Origin of the sequence: Brevundimonas denitrificans, assembly GCF_030160755.1 — a bacterium.
In the GTDB taxonomy this organism is placed as follows: domain Bacteria; phylum Pseudomonadota; class Alphaproteobacteria; order Caulobacterales; family Caulobacteraceae; genus Brevundimonas; species Brevundimonas denitrificans.
Map to the genome: position 1 here is coordinate 1 of NZ_BSOY01000105.1, position 5,341 is coordinate 5,341.

Sequence of the window (5,341 nt, forward strand, 5' to 3'; positions counted from 1 at the left end):
CCCCGCCCCCGCCCGAGGGTCCGCGCGGGGCCGCGCCGCCGGGCATGGGTTCGCCGTCGCGCAGCGCCTTGAGCGCCTCTTCCGGACCCGGCAGGTCGGCGGCGTAGGCGAGGCGGACGATGGCCATCTCGACCGCGTCGGCCGGATTGGGCGCGCGGCGGACCTCGTCCAGCGCACGCAGCAGCATCTGCCAGACGCGGGCCAGGGTGCCGGCCGAAATGACCGCGCCCAGCGCCGTCAGCTTCTGCGCCTGGTCGTTGGGCAGGCGGGTCGCCTGCGGCCCCAGCATCTTGGCCACCGAGGCGGCGTGGCAGTGTTCGAGCAGGTCGTTGGTCACCTGCACCGGATCGGCGCCATAGCCGTAGAGGGTGCGGAACAATTCCAGCGCCTCGGGCGTGCGGCCGGCCATGATCGATTCGAACAGGGCGATGGTCTGGCTGCGGTCGGCGAGGCCGAGCATGTCGCGCACGACCTCGGTCTTCACCGTCTCGCCGCGGTCGCCCTGCACCAGCGCCTGATCCAGCAGGCTGAGGCCGTCGCGGACCGAGCCCTCGGCGGCGCGGGCGATCAGGGCGAGGGCATCCTGCTCGATCTTCATCCCCTCGCGGTCGGCGATGCGGGCGAGGTGTTCGACGAGGATTTCCGGCTCGACGCGGCGCAGGTCGAAACGCTGGCAGCGGGACAGGATGGTCACCGGCACCTTGCGGATCTCGGTGGTGGCGAAGATGAATTTGGCGTGCGGCGGCGGCTCTTCCAGCGTCTTCAGCAGGGCGTTGAAGGCCTGGTTCGACAGCATGTGGACTTCGTCGAGGACATAGACCTTGTAGCGCGCCTCGACGGGGGCGTAGCGGACGCTCTCGATGATGTCGCGGATGCCGTCGATGCCGGTGTGGGAGGCGGCGTCCATCTCGACCACGTCCATATGCTGGCCGGCCATGATGGAGGCGTCGTGGCGGCCCTGGTCGGTCAGGGCCAGCGACGGGCGGTCGATCGTATCGGTCTCGTTGTTCAGCGCGCGGGCCAGCAGTCGGGCGGTGGTCGTCTTGCCGACGCCGCGGACGCCGGTGAGCATGAAGGCGTGGGCGATGCGGCCGGTGGCGAAGGCGTTGGTCAGGGTGCGGACCATGGCCTCCTGGCCGATCAGGTCCTCGAAGGTGTGCGGCCGGTATTTGCGGGCCAGGACCGTATAGGCCTCGCCGTCGTCGACATGGGCGGGCGGGCCGGCGTCGGCGGGGGCGGCGGTCTTCACCCCGGCGGCGACGACGGGGGCCGCGGCGGCCTCGGCCTCGCGCATGCCGGCGGGTTCCGGCGAGCCGAACATGTCGTCGGTGTCGGGATCGCGCTCGACCACATCAGCGTCGGCAGCGTCCTCCTCCCAGGGAGGGCCTTCGAGACTCGGATCGGCGTCGCTCATGTCATCGTCTTACAGCGAGAGGGCCGCATCGCGCACCCCCTCGCCGCAAGGCTTGCCCGCTTTCGCGGGGATGGATCAGTCGGTCAGGTCGCGCATCTGGCCGCCGTCGGCCCGGATGCGCGCAATCACCTGCTTGTGCAGCCAGATGTTCATCGAGGCCGTGTCGGAGGTGTCGCCGGTGTAGCCGAGCTCGGCCGCCAGCTCCTTGCGCTCGGCCAGGGTCGAATCCATCCCGGTCAGCTTCATCAGATCGACGATGGAGGTGCGCCAGTTCAGCTTCTGGTCGTGCTGCTCATTCATGAAGTCGAGGATGCCGTCGACGTCGACCGGCTGGGCCGCGGCGGGGGCGGCGGTCGGTGCGGGGGTCGGGGCCGCGGTCGGGGCGGCCGGAGCGGGGGTCGGGGTTTCGCGCCGCTTGAAGATCCTGCCGAGGATGTTGCCGAGAATGCTCATGTCCGCTCCGTGGGTTGGGAAGCCTTCACAGCGGCTGGCGACGGCAACGGTTCCGCCCTGATCCGTCCGGCGCGGTCCGGGCTCGTTTGCTCGCCAGACGTCGCTCCGCGCAGACAATCTATCTGGACGAGAAATGTCCTGTTAGGGTCCTCCGCCCGGTGGGGGTGAGGAGTGTTCCATGTTTCGTTGGGTCGCCGCAGGCGCAATCGCCGTTCTCTGCTTCGTCAGCCCTGCAGCCGCTGCCGAGCCGTTCGACGACTTCGTCAATCTCTGCGTCAACAATGACGGACAGCGTGAAGTCGTCATCGCCAAGGCGGAAGAGAGAGGCTGGTTTCGCCTTCCCGCGGAGGCCTTGCCCGACGACGGAGAGTTTCGCGACACGGTCGCGTTTCTGAGCGCCGATCCCGAAGACCACCCCAACGGCATGCCGGCCGACCTTCGAATGATCATGGTCGGCCGGGGCGACAGCGAGAAATTGCTCGGCGTCACCAGCCTGGAGATGGAGGCCTGCGCTGTCGTCCTGCTTTCCGAGACAAGCGATTCCGCCTCCTGGGCGGGCCGGCTCGACCGGCTGTTGGGCTTTGGCGCGAAATCGTCCGGTGCAGACCCGTTGTGGGTGTTCTCCCGCGCCGGATCCGGCTTCCGGTCCGAGTCTGACTTGATGGACCTGCCTGACGATCAGCTGTCCGCAGCCGCGAAACAGCGGGACCTGTATATCGCCGGGCTGCTGGGCGAAGACTTTTCGGGATTGCTGTTCGCCGCCATTCGCCCGGTCGACTGACCGGCGCATGAGGCGGAGGTGGAGACCGCGACCCGAAGGGGAATTCGTTGTGGCTGCTGCCTTCCGGCCCTGACCAGGTTGGCGAAGCCTTCGCCCGCGATCTCCGAGGCCGATATGACGATTTCGGCTCGCGGATGCAAGACCGGGCTTGCTAGACAGCGTCATGCCCCTCCCCGTCCTGAACACCTTCGCCGGCAATCCGCTTGATCGGGCGGGGGACCGGCGGGACGACGCCGACTGGCTGGCCGAACAGGGCGCGAGCCCGGACGCCATGGCCATGGTGCTGTGGGAGGGCCGCCCTCTGGTCGAGGAAGCGGGCGAGCCGCGGCTGGCCTGGCTGGCGTTGAGCCACGCGCGGGCGGTGGTTCCCGATCGCGAACTGTTCCTCGGCCTGTGGAAGGGCGCGCCGTGTTTCGCGGTCGAGGTCGAGGGATCGGCTGATCCGGCGGCAGGACCGCTGGCGGGCCTGGGCGCCTTTCACGAGATGCGCGAGGCGGCGGCGATTCTGCCGGGGCCGGACGCCGCCATGGCCGGAACGGCCAAGTCGCTGTTCGACTGGCGGCGGCGGCACGGCTTCTGCGCCGCCTGCGGGGTGGAGAGCGAGAACGCCTCGGGCGGCTGGAAACGGGTCTGTCCGGCCTGCGGCGTCGAGCATTTCCCACGCGTGGATCCGGTGACGATCATGCTGGCCGTCTTCAAGGGCGGGGCGGAGCCGGTCTGCCTGTTGGGGCGGCAGGCGGCCTGGCCCGAGGGGCGGATGTCCGCGCTGGCGGGGTTCCTTGAGCCCGGCGAGACCATCGAGGCGGCCTGCGCCCGCGAGATCAAGGAGGAGGCCGGCCTGACGGTGACGGCGGTGCGCTATCACTCCAGCCAGCCGTGGCCGTTTCCGTCACAGCTGATGATCGGGCTGATCTGCGAGGTCGACTCCGGCGAGGCGACGCCCGATCAGACCGAGCTGGAAGCGGTGGCGTGGCTGACCCGGGACGAGGCGCGGGCCTGTCTTGAGGGGACCCATCCGAGCATCAAGGCTCCGCCCGGAATCGCCATCGCCCGGACGCTGCTTCAGGCGTGGGTGGACGGGTTCGACGTTTGAGCCGCGATCCGGCGTAGCCGGCATTCGAGGGCCTTTGTCCAAGGCTTGAAGGTTCATCGATGAACCGGGATCGAATGATTCCCGGCTGCGCCGGGATGAGCGGCAAGCCTAGCGAGCGAGCGCCCTCGCGGCCGCCAGATCATCCGGATTGTCCACGGACAGCGGGGCCTCATCGATCACTGCGGCCCAGATCTGCAGACCCATTTCGAGGGCGCGGAGCTGTTCCAGCTTTTCGCGGCGCTCCAGCGGGGACGGCGGGGCGGCGCAGAATCGCTCCAGCGCGGCGCGGCGGTAGCCGTAGAGGCCGATGTGGCGCCAGACAGGTCCGTCGCCGAACAGGGTCGAGCGAGTGAAATAGAGGGCGCGGCCATGGCGCCCGCCCTCCGCCAACGCCACCACCGCCTTCACTACGTCCGGGTTCGAACGGTCGGAGGCGTCGGCCTCGGGCGCGATCAGGGTGGCGATGTCGCAGGCCGGTTCGCCATGGAGCAGGGCGGCGCAGGCCAGGGCCAGGCCGGGGTCGGCGAAGGGCATGTCGCCCTGCAGATTGATGACGGCGTCGTGGCGGCCTTGCGGGTCGACAGCCTCGAGCGCGGCGCGGATGCGGTCAGAGCCCGACGGCAGGTCCGGATCCGTCAGGACAGCCACGCCGCCGGCCGACTCAATGGCGTCGACGATCTCGCGATCCCCCGCGGCCACGGCCACCGGCAGGCCGGAAAGCACGGCCTGACGCCAGGCCCGCACGATCATCGGCACGCCGCCGATATCGGCCAGCGGCTTGTCCGGAAGGCGGGTCGCGGCCATCCGGGCCGGGATCAGGATCAGCGGGTTCACGTTCAAATCCCAAACAGGTCACGCCTGCGACGCTCGGACCGAGCTTCAGCCGGTTGCGAAGGCCGCGCTAGCGTGTAAGAGACGCCCACGCAAGAATTCGCCCTGCCGCGTCTGTGGCCGGGCCTCAGAAACGGGATGAGACGACGCGCATGAGCGGCGATCTGAAGTGGAACAAGATCATCGGCGCCGGTCTGGCGACCGTGTTCGTCATTCTGGTGGTGCGCGAGGGCACGGCCTTCATCTACCACAACGAAGCCCCGGAAAAGATGGGCTATTTCGTTGACGCCCCGGAAGAGGCCGCGGGCGGAGCCGCCGAGGCGATCCTGCCGCCCGACTGGGGCACGGTGATGCCGACGGCTGATCTCGCCGCCGGCGAGGCCGCCTTCGCCCGCTGCAAGTCCTGCCACACCATCGACGCCGGCGGCGCCAACGGCATCGGCCCGAATCTGTACGGCATCGCCGGGCGGGCCACCGCCAGCCATGCCGGATTCGCCTATTCCGACGCCATGACGGCCCACGCCGGGACGAACCCGACCTGGACGCTGGACGAGCTGGACCTGTTCATCACCGCGCCGGGCCGCCATGTGCCCGGCACCAAGATGTCGTTCGCCGGCATCCGCGACACCGCCACCCGCGTGAACCTGATCGCCTGGCTGCGGTCGCAGGGTTCGACCGGCATGGCCGTTCCGGCGCCCGATCCGGCCCGCCAGCCTGGCGCCGCCGCCGCCGCCGCCGCTCCCGTTGAAGGCGCGGCGCCCGTCGCCGG

Annotated in this window: 6 protein-coding genes and 1 other RNA gene; 3 read left to right on the forward strand and 4 right to left on the reverse strand. The window is 69.6% G+C overall.

The annotated features are described in order from the left end of the window. Together QQJ79_RS14600 and QQJ79_RS14605 are read right to left on the reverse strand one after the other, a co-directional pair. Positions 1 to 1,414: DNA polymerase III subunit gamma/tau (locus QQJ79_RS14600; RefSeq protein WP_284223652.1), on the reverse strand; the 1,414-nt coding region annotated here is incomplete at its 3' end. 75 nt (positions 1,415 to 1,489) lie between these two features. Next, complete coding sequence (locus QQJ79_RS14605; protein ID WP_284223653.1) at positions 1,490 to 1,867, reverse strand: DUF3597 domain-containing protein; 378 nt, start codon at positions 1,865 to 1,867, stop codon at positions 1,490 to 1,492. Between the two features lie 178 nt (positions 1,868 to 2,045). Between QQJ79_RS14605 and QQJ79_RS14610 the strand changes: the two genes are divergently transcribed. Continuing rightward, entirely contained in the window at positions 2,046 to 2,648 is a 603-nt protein-coding gene (locus QQJ79_RS14610; RefSeq protein WP_284223655.1) for a hypothetical protein, read from the forward strand. A 14-nt stretch (positions 2,649 to 2,662) separates the two neighbouring features. Here QQJ79_RS14610 and ffs read toward each other — a convergent pair. After that, positions 2,663 to 2,756: signal recognition particle sRNA small type (gene ffs / locus QQJ79_RS14615), an RNA gene on the reverse strand. Between the two features lie 55 nt (positions 2,757 to 2,811). Here ffs and nudC point away from each other — a divergent pair. Beyond that, positions 2,812 to 3,741, forward strand: a complete 930-nt coding sequence (gene nudC / locus QQJ79_RS14620; protein ID WP_284223656.1) for an NAD(+) diphosphatase — start codon at positions 2,812 to 2,814, stop codon at positions 3,739 to 3,741. A 108-nt stretch (positions 3,742 to 3,849) separates the two neighbouring features. On the opposite strand, the gene QQJ79_RS14625 is transcribed toward nudC, so the two are convergent. Further along, positions 3,850 to 4,575 carry a 3-deoxy-manno-octulosonate cytidylyltransferase gene (locus tag QQJ79_RS14625; protein ID WP_284223657.1) on the reverse strand — a complete coding sequence of 242 codons (726 nt, stop codon included), beginning with the start codon at positions 4,573 to 4,575 and terminating at the stop codon, positions 3,850 to 3,852. 149 nt (positions 4,576 to 4,724) lie between these two features. On the opposite strand from QQJ79_RS14625, the gene QQJ79_RS14630 reads away from it, so the two are divergent. Beyond that, positions 4,725 to 5,341, forward strand: a 617-nt coding sequence (locus QQJ79_RS14630) for a c-type cytochrome (protein ID WP_284223658.1), incomplete at its 3' end; no start/stop codon positions are given.